Below are 15,347 nucleotides of genomic sequence, written 5' to 3'. Positions count from 1 at the left end.
GACAGGTATCCTGTGAGGTTGAACAGTTTTCAACTTCTTTAGGAGAACCATGGCAAAGATTATCTGGACCCGTACCGACGAGGCGCCGTTGCTGGCGACCTACTCCTTCAAGCCCGTCGTGGAGGCCTTCGCTTCCACCGCAGGCATCGAGGTGGAAACCCGCGACATTTCCCTGGCCGGCCGCATCCTGGCCCAGTTCCCGGAGCGCCTTGGTGACAAGAAGGTCTCCGATGCCCTGGCTGAGCTCGGCGAGCTGGCCAAGACCCCGGAAGCTAACATCATTAAGCTGCCGAACATCTCCGCTTCCCTGGTGCAGCTGAAGAAGGCTATTGCTGAGCTGCAGGCCGCCGGCTACGACCTTCCGGAGTACGAAGAGGCTCAGGAGAAGTACGACGCCGTCAAGGGCTCCGCTGTGAACCCGGTTCTGCGTGAGGGCAACTCCGACCGCCGCGCCCCGATTGCGGTCAAGAACTTTGCTAAGAAGAACCCGCACAAGATGGGCGCGTGGTCCGCTGATTCCAAGACCAACGTGGCCACCATGGACGCTAACGACTTCCGCCACAACGAGAAGTCCGTCATCATGCCGGAGGAGGACACCCTCTCCATCGTTCTGAAGACCGCCGAGGGCGAGCAGACCCTGCTGGAGAAGCTGCCGGTCCTCAAGGGTGAGGTCATCGACGGCACCTTCATGTCTGCCAAGGCACTCGATGAGTTCCTCAAGGCGCAGGTTGCCCGCGCTAAGGAAGAGGGCGTTCTCTTCTCCGCTCACCTCAAGGCCACCATGATGAAGGTCTCTGATCCCATCATCTTCGGCCACGTGGTGCGCGCTTTCTTCGCTGATGTCTTTGAGAAGTACGGCGAGGAGCTCGAGGCCGCTGGCCTCAACGGCGAGAACGGCCTGGGCGCTATCTACGAGGGCCTGGACAAGCTGGAGAACGGCGCTGAGATCAAGGCTGCCTTCGACGCCGCGCTTGTCGACGGCCCTGACCTCGCCATGGTCAACTCCCACAAGGGCATTACCAACCTGCACGTTCCGTCCGACGTCATCATTGACGCCTCCATGCCGGCCATGATCCGCACCTCCGGCCACATGTGGAACAAGAACGACGAGGAGCAGGACACCCTCGCCGTCATCCCGGATTCCTCCTACGCCGGTGTCTACCAGGCCGTGATCGAGGACTGCAAGGCTAACGGCGCCTACGACCCGACCACCATGGGTACCGTCCCGAACGTCGGCCTCATGGCACAGAAGGCTGAGGAGTACGGCTCCCACAACAAGACCTTCAAGGTCCCGGCTGCGGGCACCGTCGAGGTCCGCAACTCCAAGGGCGAGGCTCTCATCTCCCACGACGTCGAGGCCGGCGACATCTGGCGCGCCTGCCAGACCAAGGACGCACCGATCCAGGACTGGGTCAAGCTGGCCGTCAACCGCGCCCGCCTGTCCGGCATGAAGGCCATCTTCTGGCTCGACCCGGAGCGCGGCCACGACGCCAACCTCATCGAGCTGGTCAAGAAGTACCTGCAGGATCACGACACCGAGGGCCTCGACATCTCCATCGAGGATCCGGTCACCGCGACCAAGATCTCCGTCGAGCGCATCCGCAAGGGCGAGGACACCATCTCCGTCACCGGTAACGTCCTGCGTGACTACAACACCGACCTCTTCCCCATCCTCGAGCTGGGCACCTCCGCGAAGATGCTGTCTGTGGTTCCGCTCATGGCAGGCGGCGGCCTGTTCGAGACCGGTGCCGGCGGCTCCGCCCCGAAGCACGTCCAGCAGGTTCAGGAGGAGAACCACCTGCGCTGGGATTCCCTCGGTGAGTTCCTGGCCCTGGCTGAGTCCTTCCGCCACGAGCACAACACCAACGGCAACGCCAAGGCTGGTGTGCTGGCCGCTGCACTGGACAAGGCCACCGAGACCCTGCTGGATGAGGGCAAGTCCCCGTCCCGCAAGGTGGGCGAGAACGACAACCGCGGCTCCCACTTCTTCCTGACCCTCAACTGGGCCAAGGAGCTGGCTGCACAGTCTGACGACGCCGAGCTGGCGGAGGCCTTCAAGCCGGTTGCTGAGGCCCTCGAGGCCAAGGCAGGCGAGATTGAGCAGGCGCTTCTCGACGTCCAGGGCTCCCCCGTCGACCTCGGCGGCTACTACGCCCCGAACGAGGAGAAGCTCAACCAGACCATGCGCCCGGTTGCTGCCTTCAACGACATCATTGATGGCCTGAAGAAGTAACTCTTTCTCCCGTCATGTTTCCGACCGCCGCGCGTATCCCCTCCGTAGTGGAGCGCGCGGCGCCGTCGTTTTCCTACGAAGACGTCCTTAACCACCAAGTCACCTTCGACGCCGCTGCGTGACGCGAGACATGGTCCCACCTCACGCTCTACCGGCGGTGTAACACCCCCTCCTCCTCCGATGCCATTGGGCAATTTCTCCGCTGCCTAAAATCAGGTGACTAGCGTCCCGTACAACCATGGGAGCATCAGCTACGGTCGATGCCATCCACTTTTTGAATCTGGCGCTTCTTAGAAATGAAATAGGCTGATACCCAGAGAATCGTCGTAAGTAGGGCCGTCCGGACTACCCACATCAAGTCAGCAGAGGAATACCCCACCATAAGTACCGCGCCTATCGACAAAATCCAACCAGCCAAAAATGATTTCATGCTCTCAACACCTCTACTTAGCGAGAATTGCATCCCAGTCGCAACTGGCGTAACCGTTTAGGCCACCCGCTACAACTCCGGTCGCAATTGCCTTAAGCATTCCTTGCACCGCCCGGCCCGCAGGAACACCAGCAACGGTCATCGCCACTAAGCATCTGTTCCATGCCTCCTGCTTCTCGGGAGATGCACCAGTTGCCACTCCTTCTGGCAATTTGCACGTAGCCGGATTGTTCGCACAGTCTTGGATGTAAGAGTCGGAGGGTTCAGTGGGAAACGGATTGTTGTAGTTTTGCGCATGCGCAGTTGGAATCTTCACAAAGCCTGCCAGCATTACGCCAGCAATGACTACCGCGGTAGTCTTATGTTGTCGTGCAGGGGGGGCAGATCTTCATAATGCTCATGTGCTCAGGCTATCAATATGAGATTAGCCTCGCTATCCCTATTGGCAGATCTCTGTAGCCGACCATCAATTGAAGTCCGACAACGGCTTATGCAAACCCCTAACCTCATCAAAGGTTGTAAAAGCTACACCGCACAGCAAAAGAGAGAGTTTTTCAATCCACGGGAACCAAGCAACCACCGCCTCCGACTAGTAGTGCAGTTGATATCAGCGCCTGTCCATCGCCCGTCTTGAGTGCCCGAAAGCATTCACCCTCAGGCACCCACTACGGGCCCTACCTGTACACACTGAAAAGAGCACTACATATGAGTCGGACGGCTCTGCGATCCTTCATTCAACGCATCCACTTTTATGGCGGCATGTTCGTCGGCCCCTTCATCCTCGTTGCGGCATTGACTGGCTGTCTCTATGCCATGGCGCCCACCCTGGAGAAGGTGGTGTACCGCGACGTCATGACCGTTCCGGCGGTCGAGCACCCCGTAAGCTTGGAAGAACAAATCCAGGCCGCACAGCAGGGGCACCCCGACATGCCCGTGTCCCAAGTCTGGCCGGCAACCAGCCCCACGGATTCGACGCGCGTGCTGGTCTCCGATGACAGCATCGACGAAAGCCTGCAGCGCACCGTCTTCATCGACCCCGCCAACGCCGAGGTCATCGGGGACTACCCCACCTACTCCGGCCTAGGTGAGATGCCGCTGCGCCGCTGGATTTCCTCCCTGCACGAAAGCTTCCACCTGGGCAAGGTCGGCGAACTCTACTCGGAGCTAGCCGCCTCCTGGCTGTGGGTCATGGCCTGCGGCGGTCTTTATATGTGGTGGATTCGCCGCCGCCCGAAGAACAAGGCAACCGCGAACGCAGCGCAGCAGCAGCCCAAGCGCTCTGCCCGCTGGAAGGCCACCCGCCTGCATTCCACTGTTGGCGCCTGGATATTCATCGGGCTTCTCGGCTTGTCTGCCACCGGTATTACCTGGTCAGGTCTGGCCGGCGACAACGTCGATTCCCTCGTCGAGCGCATGAACTGGAAGGCCACCCCCATCGAGACTGCCCTCCCCGGCACCACCGCTGAAACGCATGAGCACACCGGCCATGAAGGACATGAAGGTCATGGGGTTGGAGGGGCGTGGTCAAGCGTGAACGTAGCTGCCGAGGCCGAGCGCGTCCTCGCCACCGGCCGCACCGAGGGACTGACCGGGCCACTGCGCCTGTACCCGCCGGAGGACGCCAACTCCGCCTGGCAGGTCAGCGAACGCTGGGTGGAATGGCGCACCACCTCCGACGCGGTCTCCGTCGACGGCGCTACCGGAGAGGTCATCGACCGCCAGCCTTTCTCCAGCCTGCCGCTGTTTAGCAAGCTCAGCAGTTGGGGCATCTACCTGCACATGGGCATCATGTTCGGCCTTCCACTGCAGATTGCGCTGCTCGCACTGGGTCTCGCCACCGCCGCTCTCGTAGTACTGGGGTACTACATGTGGTGGAAACGTCGCCCGCGCTTCCTCCCGACTGCCCACTTCTCCTGGGCCACCACAGGGTTGGGCGCGCTTTTCGCCGCCACCGTGGGCGTCTTCCTGCCGCTTTTGGGAATCACCTTGGCAGCGTTCCTGATTCTCGATGTCACCCTTGTGAACCGTGCCACCGCCCCGCGCAGGGAACGCACGCCAATCCCGGTCGGATAATTTAGTGAAAGCCATCACATAGGGCGGAGCTTATTAGGTACGGTAGTTTCTTATGACTAACCCACTACTGACACCTTCCACGCTGCCCTACCAGCTCCCACCGTTTGCGGAGATCAAGGTCGAGCACTACCGCCCCGCCTTCGACGAGGCACTCTCGCTTCACGACGCCGAGATCGCCTCCATCACCGACAACCCCGCCGCGCCCACGTGGGAAAACACCGTGGAGGCGCTCGAGCGCTCCGGCCAGGACCTCGACCGCGTCATGGCCGTCTTCGGCAACCTCTCCGGCACGGACGTCACCGATGAGATGGAGGAGATCGCCGCCGACATCTACCCGCGGCTGTCCGCGCACTATGACGCGATCTACCAGAACGAGGTGCTCTACGCGCGCATCAAGGAGGCCACGCCGCCTGCCGACGACACCGAAGGCCAGCGCCTCCACGACCACCTCCTGCGCACCTTTGCCCGCAAGGGCGCCGACCTCGACGCGGCCGGCAAGGCCCGCCTGTCCGAGATCAACCAGCGCCTCTCCGCGCTCTCTGAAGAATTCGGCCGCAACCTCATGGCGTCTACCCGCGAGCGCGCAGTCTCCTTCACCAAGGAAGAGCTCGAGGGACTGCCCGCCGAGCGCATCGCCTCCGCCAAGGCCGACGCCGAAGCACTAGGCCGCGAAGGTTTTGTCATCCCGCTCGAGCTGCCGACCGTGCAGTCGGAGCTGAGCCGTCTGGCGCGGGAGGATGCGAGGGGGAGGTTGTATGGGGCGTCGGCAAGCAGGGGCTCCGAGAACAACATCCCGGGGCTCATCGAGGCCGTGCAACTGCGCGCCGAGCGCGCCGAGCTGTTGGGCTTTGCCACGCATGCCGACTACGTCATCGCCGAAGAAACCGCCGCGACTGCCGACGCCGCCCGCACCATGCTCTTCGACCTCGCCCCCGCCGCCGCGGCCAATGCCGAAGGCGAGCAGAAGCTCCTCGCGGAGGAAGCAACGCTCAACGGCCAGGGTTTCAGCGCCGCGGACTGGCCTTATTGGGAATCCAAGGTCCGCGCCCGCGACTTCTCCCTCGATGAGGAGGAGCTGCGCAAGTACTTCCCACTCGACCAGGTCCTGGAGAAGGGCGTCTTCGCCGCCGCCGAGCGCCTGTACGGCATCACCGTCATCCCGCGCGATGACCTCGAGGGCTACGCGGAGGGGGTTCGCGTGTGGGAGGTGATTGACGGAGACGTCAATCACGTGAATAAGGACCCGCACGTAGATATCGACTCGCACGAGGATAAAGGAATCGGCCTTCTGCTCACCGACTACTTCGGGCGCCCCACCAAGCGCGGCGGCGCATGGATGAGCGAGTTCGTGGGGCAGTCCCGACTGCTGGAGCGCAAGCCGGTCATCGTCAACGTCATGGGCATCACCAAGCCCGCCGACGGCTCGCAGCCGCTGCTGAGCATGGACGAGGTCCGCACCGTCTTCCACGAATTCGGCCACGCCCTGCACGGCCTGCTTTCCGACGTCCGCTACCCCACCTTCGCCGGCACCAACGTCCCGCGCGACTGGGTGGAGTTCCCCTCGCAGATCAACGAGAACTGGGCGCTCGATAAGAACTTGGTCAAGGAGTACGCCCGCCACGTCGAGACGGGCGAACCTATTCCGGACGAGCTTCTCGACGCCATCTCCGCCGCCTCCGAGTTCGGTCAGGGATTCGCCACCTCGGAGTATCTGGGAGCGTCAATCATCGACCTCGCATGGCATTCCTTGAGCGCTGCCGAGGCCGCGGAGCTCAAGGCCACTCCGGAGGCCGTCGCCGAATTTGAGGCCGAAGCTCTGCGCGCGGCCGGGCTGGATAACGAGCTCATCGCGCCGCGCTATCGCTCGACTTACTTTAACCACATCTTCGCTGGCGGCTACTCCGCGGGCTACTACTCCTACCTGTGGGCCGAAGCGCTCGACGCCGATGGTTTCGAGTGGTTCAAAGAGCAAACCGACCTGCGCGAGGCCGGTCAGAAGTTCCGCGATGTCATCCTGTCGAAGGGCGCGTCTCGCGACTTCACGGAGGCTTACCGCGAGTTCCGCGGCCGCGACAAGGACGTCGCGCCGCTGCTCAAGCGCCGCGGCCTCGCCGGGGCCTAGTGCCGACTAGTTATCCACAGATTTCGATGGATGGCTAGTTGGGGGCTTGGAGTGGGGGTTGGGCGCTTTTAGGCTGCGGGGTATGAGATTGCAGACCTTCTTCGCCGCCCTCGGCCGCGCCATTGACCTGGTGGCCGAGTGCGCAGGCCTGTCTGAATCTGACCTAGTGGCCCTCGGCGCCGCGCCTGCCGACGCCACCGTGTTCCTCTCCCTCCACCACACCTACTTCGGGCACACCTCCTCGACGAAGAAGCAGCGCACGGCGGTGGAAGCCGCGCGCCGGCGCGGGCACGGGCTGGTGACCTTGCAGCTTATCGAGCACTTCGTGACCAAAATTCGGGACCACAACAAAGCATGGGATTTGCGGGTGGAGCTGTGCCAGACCAGCGCGGAGCTGGTGGAAAAGGTAGCGCGCAAGCGCCTGCGTCAGATGCGCAAACCCCGCACGTATGCCGAGCGCGCCAAGCTCACCCAGCATGGCAACGGTCTGGCCACGCTCACGGTAACCGCGGACTCGTTGCAGCTTACCGGCGTCTTCGAAGGCATCGACCAGGAACGCCCCGGTGAAAGCTTCCTGGAGAATCTAGACGGTGGCGGCGTCAAGACTGAGGTTGCCACCATGGCGGTCCTGCAGCTCGATGACTACGCCGAGCTGCTCAAGGGCAATACCGACAAGGACGGCGAAGAGTTCATCGTCCGCACCACCAGTGGCGCGACCATGACCGGCTCGCAGCTGGTGGAGCGCGCTTTGCTAGACAAGGGAGTCATCGTGGCGGTCAGCCGCGAGCATGGCCCGCTCGATGTGTTCCGCTTCCAGCGCTTCGCCACCGCCAAGCAGCGCCTCGCCTTGGCAGCAGAGAATCCTTGCTGCGCCTGGGAAGGCTGCAAGGTTCCCTTTGAGAAGTGCCAGATCCACCACATCAAGGCCTGGGCCCGCGGCGGGCCCACCAACATCCTCAACCTGGTGCCACTGTGCCCCTACCATAATGGCGTCAACGACGATGACCCCGATGCCCCGCCCTCACGCGGCCACATGGATCGCATCGGCGGGCGGGTGGCATGGATCCCGCCATACGACGCCGCGCCGGTCTTCACAAGCGCCTTCAACTAACGCTTCAACAAACCTCAAGGTCATCTTGCGCACCAGTGTGCCCCGCTCCGCCAGGGCACTCTTCCAGCACTGTTTGGTCGTACCCCGCAGGAAATCACTTCCTCGCGGGGCATTCGGCGTGCCGGCTTAACTCACGGAACTGGTCATGCGCTCAAGCCTGTCCCGCAGGAATGTGGGCCGTGCGGGTTGAACGGACGTGGGGGTTGACGGGCGGGCGGATTAGCCGGCGTTGCGCAGCGCGGTGGCTAACCCGTTCATCGTGACCTGGATGGTCTTGGACACCAGGAATTGGTCGTCGCCCTTACGGTAGCGACGCAGCAACTCTAACTGGATGGCGTTAAGCGGAAGCAGGTACGGGTAGCGACGCTTGAGCGACCGCGCCTGGCGTTGGTTCTCACTAACCAACTCCGCGTTGCCGGTGACCTTAAGGTAGACCTCGCGGGTGCGCTCAAACTCCTCGGAAATCAGGCCGAAGATACGGTCCGCGATTTCTTTGTCGTCGACCAAGTTGGCATACAGGCGCGCCAGCTGCATCTCCGCCTTAGCCATGACCTGCGCCATGTTCGCGAACACAGAACGGAAGAAGGGCCACGTGCGGTACAGCTCGCGCAGCTCTTCCCAGCGCTTCTCTTCGTCTGCTGGGGCAGTGTTTATTCCGTCGGTGTTTACTGCGCCGTTGACAGCTGTCGATCCTCCGGAGGCTTGCTTCACCCACGCCGTCACCGCACTGCCCACGCCGAACCAGCCCGGGATGTTGGTGCGGGACTGCGACCACGACAGCACCCAGGGAATCGCTCGCAAATCCGTAATCGCGGTGGTCTGCTTACGCGAGGTCGGGCGCGAACCCAGGTTGAGATCACCAATCTCGTGCAGCGGGGTGGACTGGGTGAAGTAGGCGATGAACCCGGGGTCGTCGACAAGCTGGCGGTAGGCCACGCCACTCAACGCCGCCAGCTCGCGCATGATGTCGTAGGCGCGCTCCGGATCCGTAATGGGCTCGGTATCCAACAACGATGCCTCCAGCGCTCCGGAAACAAACGCCTCCAAGTGGCGGCGCGCAGTCTCCGGCGCACCATACTTCGCAGAAATCACCTCTCCCTGCTCGGTGATACGCACCGAACCTGATACCGCGCCCTTCGGCTGCGCCAAAATCGCATCATAGGTCGGGCCACCGCCGCGGCCTACCGCACCGCCGCGACCATGCGCCAGTCGCAACTCCACGCCGTGGCGCGCGCAGAGCTCAACGAGAGCCAGTTCGGCGTCGTACAGCGCCCAGTTTGCCTGCAGGTAGCCGCCATCCTTGTTGGAATCCGAGTACCCCAACATGACTTCTTGGATATCCCCGCGCGAGCGCAGATGCTCGCGGTACACGGGCACCTGCCACAGCTTCTCCAGAATGCCGGCGCCGGCCTTCAAGTCCTCGATGGTCTCAAACAGCGGCACCACATCGACCTCGCTCAGTCCCACCTCCTTGAGCAGCACCATCGGCTCCAAGATATCGGAGACGGTGCCGGTCATGGAGATAATGCAGTGCGACACCGACTTCGGCCCAAAGTCCTGCACGGCGCGCGCCGCCGCACGGAAAATCCCCAGCTCCTTCGAGGTATCCTCGCTGAACTCCCGCTCGGAGCCGGGGAAGAGCAGCGGACGGTTGGTCTGCAGCTCGCGCACGAGCAGGGTGACCTTCTCCTCCTCCCCCAGCGCGCTGTAGTCCGGGGTGATGGTGGCCGCGGCGAAAATCTCGGTGAGAACGTTCTCAAAGGACTCGGAGTTCTGGCGCATATCCAGCGTCGAAAGGTGGAACCCGAACGTCGTCACCGCCGAGCGCAATCGGGCAAGGCGGTCATCGGCGATGATGTCATCGTTGAACTGGCGCAGCGAACGGTCGATCACGTCCAGGTCCCGCTTGAGTTCCTCCGGAGACGCATACGCGCTTGGCGACGCCTCCCCCTCCAACCTCGCCAGCACCTTCTTCCGGATGCCGAAGATGGCCCGGCGGTAGGGCTCGTCGACGCGGGATTTTTCGTCGTTGTGGGCGGCGTCGGCAAGCGCGCCCAGTTCCTTGGAACTGGAGGAATATCGATCCGACAGGGAGAGCTCGCGCTCCAACTCGCCGAGCTCGTCGGCGTAGTACTGCAGCACCGTCGCTGCGGCCTTGCGGGTGGCGTAGGTCAGGGTGTGCTCGTTAACAAAGGGGTTGCCGTCATGGTCGCCGCCAATCCAGGAGCCGGGGCGGACGACGGGGGAATCGGGAAGCTGCTGGCCAAAGGTCTCACGCATGGCGTGGCGAATGGCGCGGTTGAGGGCGGGAACCTGGTCGAGCAGCGAAAGCTTGTAGTAGCGCAGGCCGACGTCGATCTCGTCTTCGAGGGTGGGGCGGGCGATACGAATCAGCGCGGTCTGCCACAGCAGCGTCATGCGCAGGTACATTTCCTTCTCGATTGCCGCCATGTCGCCGCCGCGGTGAGCTTCCTTGAGGAGAGTCTTGATGCGGGTCTGGGTGTCGAAGACGGTACGGCGGCGGGTTTCGGTGGGGTGCGCGGTGAGAACGGGGGCGACGTGAGCGCCTCGGATGACGGAGGCGGCGTCGGCGGGCGCGACGCCTTCTTCTTTGAGCTTGGCGAATGTCTTGCGCAGGGAAACCGGCGCCTCGACGGACTCGTCATCTAAGTCCTCCGCTAGATTCGCGATGAGCGCGAAATAGCTGAACGCTCGCGCCACGAGGTTGACTTTGGTGATGTCGAGGTCGCGGAAGATAGCGACGAGGTCTTCCGGCTTGGCATCGCCGTGGGCGATGTCGAAGGCCATGCGGCGGGTGGATTCGACGAGCTCAAAAACGTCCTCGCCTTCCTGCTGCGCGATGACCCGGCCGAGCACCCGGCCGAGGAAACGGATGTCTTCGCGGACTTGTTCTGGGGCAGGTGTGCTCACGGCGAGGAGCCTTTCTGGGAGTGATGTGTTCAGCTAGCACATCTCAATGTAGCCCAGAGCACTATCGGGCGATAGTTATTTAGCAAAAGAAGCGAGCCACGCGGCGTGGAGGCGCGAGTCACCGTTTTCTTCCGGATGGAAGCTCAGCGCTGTGACGCGTCCCTGCTGCACACCGACGATCACTTCGGCCCCATCATGTCTGGCGCAATCTGCGTGTGTCATACCACCTTTGCCGCCCACTCCCGCACTGATGGCCCCGCTGCTACTTATCGCGCCACCAGCCCTTGTCGCTCCACCAGCCACAGAACCAAGCGCAGGGGCAGGCAGGGTGGCGATGACCTCGACACCGTCGCCCACGCGGGTAACGATGGGCGCGCGGATGAAGCTCGCCTCAATATCGAGCGTGATGCTTCGGGGTCCTATGCCATGAGCCTCGGCGTCCCGGCGCCGCGCCCCAACCTCTGAGGTCTCTGCATCGGGCCGCTGACCTTGCATCGCGACGGGAACGATGCGCTCCTGGGAGAAGCGTTGGTTGCCGAAGGCGTTGCGGCGCACGGTGACGTCGATAAGCCCCAGTGTCTGCTGGCCCGGCGCGGGGTTTTCCAGCTCGCGAGCGCTGTAGATGAGCCCCGCGCAGGTGGCCAGGACCGGCAGCCCTCCCTCGACAGCACGGCGCAGCGGCTCGGCGACGCCAAAAGAGCACGCCAGCTTATCGATGGTGCTCGACTCTCCGCCGGGCAGAATGATTCCGTCCAGCCCGTCGAGATCCTGCGGCAGGCGCACCCGGCGCGTTTCAGCGCCGAGGCTTTCCAACACGGCGAGGTGTTCCTCCACGCCGCCCTGCAACGCGAGGACACCAACGTGTGGTCGCACCGCGTTTACCAACCGCGCTCTGCCAAGCGGTGCGGGGCGGGGATATCGTTGACGTTGATGCCCACCATGGCCTCGCCCAGGCCGCGGCTGATCTTGGCCAGCTCGGCCGGCTGGTCGTAGAGGGTGGCCGCCTTAACGATGGCCTCCGCGCGCTTCGCAGGCTCGCCGGACTTGAAGATTCCGGAGCCAACGAAGACGCCTTCGGCGCCCATCTGGCGGACGAGGGCAGCGTCGGCAGGCGTGGCCACACCACCAGCGACGAACAGCACGACCGGCAGCTTGCCGGTCTCCGCAACCTCAGCAACCAGGTCATACGGCGCCTGCAACTCCTTGGCTGCGACGTAGAGCTCATCGCGATCCAGGTTCTGGAGGCGCGCGATTTCACCCTTGATAGTGCGCAGGTGCTTGACGGCCTCGGAGACGTCGCCAGTGCCGGCCTCACCCTTGGAGCGAATCATGGCCGCACCCTCGGTGATGCGGCGCAGGGCCTCGCCCAGGTTGGTGGCGCCACAGACGAAAGGCACGTCAAAGTCCCACTTGTTGATGTGGTTGACGTAGTCGGCCGGGCTGAGCACCTCGGACTCGTCGATGAAATCTACGCCCAGCTCGCCGAGAATCTGCGCCTCCACGAAGTGGCCGATGCGGGCCTTCGCCATCACCGGAATGTCCACAGCGTTGACGATGCCCTCAATGAGGTCCGGGTCAGACATGCGGGCCACGCCACCCTGAGCGCGAATATCGGCCGGCACGCGCTCCAGCGCCATGACGGCGGACGCACCTGCGTCCTCAGCAATTCGGGCCTGCTCCGGGGTGACTACATCCATGATGACGCCGCCCTTGAGCATGTCAGCCAGTCCACGCTTGACGCGCGTCGTGGCGCGTCCCTGTTCAATCTTCTGTTCAGTCATGGCTCACATAGTGGCCCAGAAAATTGGTCCAAGACAAGAGCCATTTTCCGAGTGTCGAATTAGACCACTTATGATGGGGTCGTGTCTTTCCGCCTCGATCCATCTGATACGCGCGCGTTGCCGGTGCAGATTGCCGAAGCCCTCCGCACCCAAGTCGCGGCGGGCATTTTGCTGCCCGGCGAGCAGGTGCCGTCGACGCGTTCACTGGCGCGCGATCTGGGCATTTCCCGAGGCAGCGTGGTTACCGCCTACGAGCAGCTCACCGCCGAGGGCTACCTCACCGCGTCGGTTGGCTCGGGCACAGTCATCAACCCGCACCTGCCCCATGGGCGCACCCCACAGCCTCACCCCGCGCCGCGGCCCAGCTCTGCCCCACCGCGCGTGGAGTTGACCCCCGGCTTGCCCGATACCGAAGGAATCATCACCCCCGAATGGAGGGCGGCGTGGCGCAAGGCCGCGGTGAATCCTTCCGGCGATCTTCCCCGCGAGGTGGCCGCGCACCTGCGCCACATGCGCGGGCTCACCGTCGACCCGGCCTACGTCGTCATCACCGCCGGCGCCCGCGACGGCCTCTCGGTGCTGCTGCGCGCGCTGGGCGGCCACTTGCGCGTGGGCGTGGAGTCCCCCGGCTACCCCAGCCTGCGCCGCGTTCCCCAAGCTTTGGGCCACACGCTTGTCGACGTCCCCACCGACGCCCACGGCGTCACCGTCCCCACCGTTGATCTCGACGTTCTCATCGTCACGCCATCCCACCAGCACCCTTATGGCGGTTCCCTGCCGGCCGCCCGGCGCGCGGAACTCGTCGAGTGGGCACGCAGCAACGACGTGCTCATCATCGAGGATGACTTCGATTCCGAGCTGCGCTACGTCGGCCAGCCTTTGCCCGCGCTGACCGCGCTCGCCCCGGAACACACGGTGTTGCTGGGCACGTTTTCTTCGGTGATTTCGCCATCGATTGCCTGCGGCTATCTGGTCGTGCCGCCGAGCTTGCGCTCGGCGGTGGATCGGGTGCGGGAGGTCTTCGGCCAGCCTGTCGGCGCAATCCCCCAGGCGGCGTTGGCGAACTATCTGGCCAGCGGTGCGCTGCGGCGGCATACCGGACGGATGCGCCGCGCCTACAAGCGCCGCCGCGACCTCGTCCAAGCCGCACTGGAAGACGCCCCCGCTACCCTTCTGCCCATCCACGGCGGGCTCCATGCGGTGTTGCTGTGCGATAACGCCGTGGTCGACCGCGCGGCTTCCCTAGGGCTAACGCTCACCCCGCTCAGCGACTACTGGGGCGGCGTGGCCGCCGAGGAAGGCGTGGTCTTGGGCTTTGGGCATTTGAGCGATGTCGAACTCGCCGCCGCGCTGGATCTGGTCAAGCAGGCCTTAACTAGCTGACACGTAGCTAGCCTGGCGCGTAGCTGCCCTATCGCATACCGGGCTAGCTAGCGCTGGCCAAGGTCACGGTGGCGAGGGTACGACCGGTGGGTTGCTCGCTGCCACCCGCGGGTTCCTCGGTAACCATGACTTTGACCGCGGCACCGTCGAAGGGCATCCACACCCCATCGTGTGGGGCCTGACCGATAACCCCGGCTGAGGCCATCTCACCATCTGCACTGACTGCCCACACCTGGGCGCCCATGCCGTCGGCCAGTTGCGGCTGGCCATCGACCATCGCGCCGGATTTCGCCATCGAGGCGGAGGAAACGATATCCAGTTGCGCTCCCGAGGCATCCGCATTGCCCTGCATAAGGTCCTCTGCGCCCATGATGTCGTGCATGGATTTCTCGCCCGGCGATTCAGCCTCTACTTGCGCGCTATCCGGTGCATCTTGCTGACCCAACTGCAAGAGCTGCGGCGCGGCTACCACGCCTGCGACGAGCACTGCGGCGGCAGCCGGCACCGCTACGAAGGCCCGCCAGCGGCGGCGTGGAAGCTCGATGACCTCAGCAGCTTCGCCACCGTCAATTTCCGCAAAGACAGCATCTTTCATTCGCGCTGGCGGATGCACGTCTGGGAGGGAATCGAGGAAGTCGTCGAAAGTCTCATCAGAAAACTCATGCGTATTGCTCATCTTCCCTCCTTTCCGAGAATCGCTTTTAGCTTCTTAACGCCGTCGCGCACGCGCGTCTTCGCCGTACCCAGCGGTACTCCCGTTGATTCTGCCAGCTCAGCATGCGTCAAGCCATTGAAAAAAGCGAGGGCTACCGCGGTGGAATGCGGCTCCCCAATCTCGTCGATGGCCCAGCGCAGGCGCTGCGCTTCGACATGTCCTAGGGCCTCATCTTCAAGAGGCTCGGTGTAGGTAGCCTGGGTCAGCAGCGCGTCGCGGTTATCGCGTTGCACTGCAGCAACGTGGCTACGCAGCTTATCGACGGCCCTCCCATGCGCCAACCTGCCCACCCACGACCGCGCGTTTCCCCGCTGCGGGTCAAATTTCGCAGCGGAAGTCCACACCTCAACGAAGACATCTTGGGCAACCTCTTCGGCTAAGGCGGGATTGCGCAGAACGCTCAGGCACACGCTGTACACGGTGGGCGCGAGGGCGTCGTATAGCGCACTGAAGGCATGCTTGTCTGCCGCAGCGGTCTGAACGAGCAGGTCGTTCAGCCGCGCATGTTCATCAGGTGACATCGCAGACACGGGTGTAGAGCTTACCTCCAGCAGCGGGGCGGACATGG

General features: G+C 63.5%; 11 protein-coding genes. 5 read left to right on the top strand and 6 right to left on the bottom strand.

Annotation, left to right across the window (positions count from 1 at the left end; translation table 11 throughout):
- Nucleotides 1-49: 49 nt before the first annotated feature.
- Nucleotides 50-2,233, top strand: coding sequence for an NADP-dependent isocitrate dehydrogenase (locus HMPREF2526_RS04085; RefSeq protein WP_070545998.1), 2,184 nt, complete (start codon nucleotides 50-52; stop codon nucleotides 2,231-2,233).
- Between the two features lie 247 nt (nucleotides 2,234-2,480).
- On the opposite strand, the gene HMPREF2526_RS04080 is transcribed toward HMPREF2526_RS04085, so the two are convergent.
- A complete protein-coding gene (locus tag HMPREF2526_RS04080; protein WP_046648373.1) occupies nucleotides 2,481-2,663 on the bottom strand; it encodes a hypothetical protein in 183 nt (60 codons plus the stop codon).
- Nucleotides 2,664-3,368: 705 nt separating this feature from the next.
- On the opposite strand from HMPREF2526_RS04080, the gene HMPREF2526_RS04075 reads away from it, so the two are divergent.
- The 3 genes from HMPREF2526_RS04075 (at nucleotide 3,369) to HMPREF2526_RS04065 (ending at nucleotide 7,969) form a co-directional block, all read left to right on the top strand.
- On the top strand, nucleotides 3,369-4,736 hold the full coding sequence (locus HMPREF2526_RS04075; RefSeq protein ID WP_070545996.1) for a PepSY-associated TM helix domain-containing protein: 1,368 nt from the start codon (nucleotides 3,369-3,371) through the stop codon (nucleotides 4,734-4,736).
- A 52-nt stretch (nucleotides 4,737-4,788) separates the two neighbouring features.
- Complete coding sequence (locus HMPREF2526_RS04070; protein WP_070545994.1) at nucleotides 4,789-6,858, top strand: M3 family metallopeptidase; 2,070 nt, start codon at nucleotides 4,789-4,791, stop codon at nucleotides 6,856-6,858.
- A gap of 82 nt (nucleotides 6,859-6,940) precedes the next feature.
- On the top strand, nucleotides 6,941-7,969 hold the full coding sequence (locus tag HMPREF2526_RS04065; RefSeq protein ID WP_070545992.1) for an HNH endonuclease signature motif containing protein: 1,029 nt from the start codon (nucleotides 6,941-6,943) through the stop codon (nucleotides 7,967-7,969).
- A gap of 219 nt (nucleotides 7,970-8,188) precedes the next feature.
- On the opposite strand, the gene ppc is transcribed toward HMPREF2526_RS04065, so the two are convergent.
- The 3 genes from ppc to pdxS all read right to left on the bottom strand — a co-directional run bounded on the left by ppc (nucleotide 8,189) and on the right by pdxS (nucleotide 12,681).
- On the bottom strand, nucleotides 8,189-10,900 hold the full coding sequence (ppc, locus tag HMPREF2526_RS04060; RefSeq protein WP_070545990.1) for a phosphoenolpyruvate carboxylase: 2,712 nt from the start codon (nucleotides 10,898-10,900) through the stop codon (nucleotides 8,189-8,191).
- 75 nt (nucleotides 10,901-10,975) lie between these two features.
- On the bottom strand, nucleotides 10,976-11,773 hold the full coding sequence (gene pdxT / locus HMPREF2526_RS04055) for a pyridoxal 5'-phosphate synthase glutaminase subunit PdxT (RefSeq protein WP_070545988.1): 798 nt from the start codon (nucleotides 11,771-11,773) through the stop codon (nucleotides 10,976-10,978).
- Nucleotides 11,774-11,778: 5 nt separating this feature from the next.
- A complete protein-coding gene (pdxS, locus tag HMPREF2526_RS04050) occupies nucleotides 11,779-12,681 on the bottom strand; it encodes a pyridoxal 5'-phosphate synthase lyase subunit PdxS (RefSeq protein WP_049157099.1) in 903 nt (300 codons plus the stop codon).
- An 81-nt stretch (nucleotides 12,682-12,762) separates the two neighbouring features.
- Between pdxS and HMPREF2526_RS04045 the strand changes: the two genes are divergently transcribed.
- On the top strand, nucleotides 12,763-14,064 hold the full coding sequence (locus HMPREF2526_RS04045; protein WP_070545986.1) for a MocR-like pyridoxine biosynthesis transcription factor PdxR: 1,302 nt from the start codon (nucleotides 12,763-12,765) through the stop codon (nucleotides 14,062-14,064).
- Between the two features lie 43 nt (nucleotides 14,065-14,107).
- Here the strand turns inward: HMPREF2526_RS04045 and HMPREF2526_RS04040 are convergent, their stop codons facing one another.
- Entirely contained in the window at nucleotides 14,108-14,740 is a 633-nt protein-coding gene (locus HMPREF2526_RS04040) for an anti-sigma factor (protein WP_049157096.1), read from the bottom strand.
- Nucleotides 14,737-15,345, bottom strand: a complete 609-nt coding sequence (locus HMPREF2526_RS04035) for a sigma-70 family RNA polymerase sigma factor (protein WP_049157094.1) — start codon at nucleotides 15,343-15,345, stop codon at nucleotides 14,737-14,739. Before HMPREF2526_RS04035 ends, HMPREF2526_RS04040 begins: the two co-directional genes overlap by 4 nt.
- Nucleotides 15,346-15,347 lie beyond the last annotated feature (2 nt).

It is taken from the genome of Corynebacterium sp. HMSC070E08, from assembly GCF_001808895.1.
Taxonomy (GTDB): Bacteria; Actinomycetota; Actinomycetes; order Mycobacteriales; family Mycobacteriaceae; genus Corynebacterium; species Corynebacterium hiratae.
Note: the sequence above shows the minus strand (reverse complement) of the source record. Positions and strands in the feature narration are given on the sequence as shown.

What these genes read in the sequence shown, in the direction of transcription:
- HMPREF2526_RS04085 (WP_070545998.1), top strand. Translation starts at nt 50, where the DNA reads ATGGCAAAGATTATCTGGACCCGTACCGACGAGGCGCCGTTGCTGGCG.
- HMPREF2526_RS04080 (WP_046648373.1), bottom strand. Translation starts at nt 2,663, where the DNA reads ATGAAATCATTTTTGGCTGGTTGGATTTTGTCGATAGGCGCGGTACTT.
- HMPREF2526_RS04075 (WP_070545996.1), top strand. Translation starts at nt 3,369, where the DNA reads ATGAGTCGGACGGCTCTGCGATCCTTCATTCAACGCATCCACTTTTAT.
- HMPREF2526_RS04070 (WP_070545994.1), top strand. Translation starts at nt 4,789, where the DNA reads ATGACTAACCCACTACTGACACCTTCCACGCTGCCCTACCAGCTCCCA.
- HMPREF2526_RS04065 (WP_070545992.1), top strand. Translation starts at nt 6,941, where the DNA reads ATGAGATTGCAGACCTTCTTCGCCGCCCTCGGCCGCGCCATTGACCTG.
- pdxS (WP_049157099.1), bottom strand. Translation starts at nt 12,681, where the DNA reads ATGACTGAACAGAAGATTGAACAGGGACGCGCCACGACGCGCGTCAAG.
- HMPREF2526_RS04040 (WP_049157096.1), bottom strand. Translation starts at nt 14,740, where the DNA reads ATGAGCAATACGCATGAGTTTTCTGATGAGACTTTCGACGACTTCCTC.
- HMPREF2526_RS04035 (WP_049157094.1), bottom strand. Translation starts at nt 15,345, where the DNA reads ATGTCCGCCCCGCTGCTGGAGGTAAGCTCTACACCCGTGTCTGCGATG.